The organism is Ignavibacteria bacterium (assembly GCA_016873845.1).
Lineage (GTDB): Bacteria > Bacteroidota > Ignavibacteria > Ch128b > Ch128b > JAHJVF01.
On record VGVX01000157.1, the window covers coordinates 1 to 1679 of the forward strand.

General features: G+C 37.1%; 3 protein-coding genes. All 3 read left to right on the forward strand.

The annotated features are described in order from the left end of the window. Window positions 1-295, forward strand: a 295-nt coding sequence (locus FJ213_13500) for a protein-L-isoaspartate O-methyltransferase (GenBank protein MBM4177168.1), incomplete at its 5' end; no start/stop codon positions are given. Further along, the gene (miaA, locus tag FJ213_13505) at window positions 280-1206 is read left to right on the forward strand and encodes a tRNA (adenosine(37)-N6)-dimethylallyltransferase MiaA (protein MBM4177169.1); all 927 of its coding nucleotides are present in this window, start codon (window positions 280-282) and stop codon (window positions 1204-1206) included. The genes FJ213_13500 and miaA, both read left to right, overlap by 16 nt. Window positions 1207-1305: 99 nt before the next feature. Next, window positions 1306-1679: hydroxymethylglutaryl-CoA synthase (locus FJ213_13510; protein MBM4177170.1), on the forward strand; the 374-nt coding region annotated here is incomplete at its 3' end.

Below are 1679 nucleotides of genomic sequence, written 5' to 3' on the forward strand. Positions count from 1 at the left end.
GAAATTTGATCAGCTTGGAATCAACATCGCTTGTATGTGCGGAGACGGCAGTGTCGGATGGAATGAATTTGCTCCATATGATCGAATCATTGTCACAGCCGCAGCTCCAGAAGTTCCTAGATCACTTTTGAAACAATTGAAGGTAGGCGGAATTCTGGTAATTCCGGTTGGAAGCCGATCAACTCAGATCATGTATGTTGTTTTACGAGAGGATGAGGAAAATTATGCTACTACAAAGATTCCCGCATTTCAATTTGTTCCGCTAATAGGGATGAATGGATGGAAAGAAGATTAATTGTTATTGTCGGGCCAACTTGCTCGGGCAAAAGTGATTTAGCATTTCAGATAGCAGAAGAATTAAATACAGAAATAATCTCTGCCGATTCGAGACAGATCTATAAAGAGCTTACGATTGGGACGGCAAAACCTCCGCTAGATTATTTGAATATAGTTAACCACCATTTCATCGATCACATCTCAATTGATCAAGATTATAACGTTGGAAGATACAGCAAACAATCAGAAGAAATCATTGAAGAGATTTTTTCTAAAAATAAAATACCAATCGTTGCGGGCGGAAGTGGATTGTACATTAATGCTCTTCTATATGGAATTTTTGAAAGTCCGGAGATTGATTCGGAAAATCGAAAGAGTTTAGAACATGAATGTGAAAAATTAGGCCTTTCTTTTCTAATAAAAAAATTAAAGAAAGCGGATTTAGAAACTTATTTAAAAATAGATCTGAAAAATCCAAGAAGAGTGATTCGTGCTTTGGAAGTATACGAATCGACCGGAATTCCGATCTCACAGCTTCACAAGATGAACGCAGTCCAGAAAAGTTTTACATCCAAAATATTTGGACTTAATTGGGAGAGAAAAATCCTCTACTCTCGAATCAATGAAAGAGCTTTGAATATGATTGAATCGGGATTGATTAAAGAAGTTGAGGGGATAATTAAAAACCACTCTCAAGAAAACATAACTGTTCTTCAGACTGTTGGTTACAAAGAAGTCATTGAGTATCTGAAAGGAAATTTTACGAGAACACAAATGATCGAATTGATTCAGCGAAACACAAGACGATATGCAAAAAGACAAATGACCTGGTTCAGAAAGCAGAAAGATATCCACTGGTTCGAAGTGAAGAGTGAGAAAGATTTTTCATTAATAAAGGATAAAATTATTAAAAAATTTAGAGGAAACTAATTCTATAAGTTTTTATATTGACATTGTTCGTAGTGTAATGAATTCACATTTTATTTATTAACTAATATTGCTCATCACAAAACAAATCAAGAGGGAGATATGATTGGCATAGTCGGATACGGCTCCTACCTTCCACGCTATCGAATAAAAGCAGATGATATAGCCAAGCAGTGGGGAATGGACCCAGAAGCTATTAAACGAGGTCTCATGCTTTATGAGAAAACTGTTCCTGGGCAGGACGAAGATACAATTACAATTTCGGTTGAAGCAACAAAAAACGCATTGAGGCGAGCACGAATTAATCCGCAAGATATCGGTGCAGTTTACATTGGTTCCGAATCGCATCCTTATGCGGTAAAACCAAGTGGAACGATTTTAATAGATGCAGTTGGAATTGGTCCGGATGTTCACGTAGCAAGTTTTGAGTTTGCCTGCAAAGCTGGTTCCGAAGCGATGTATCTTGCATATTCGCT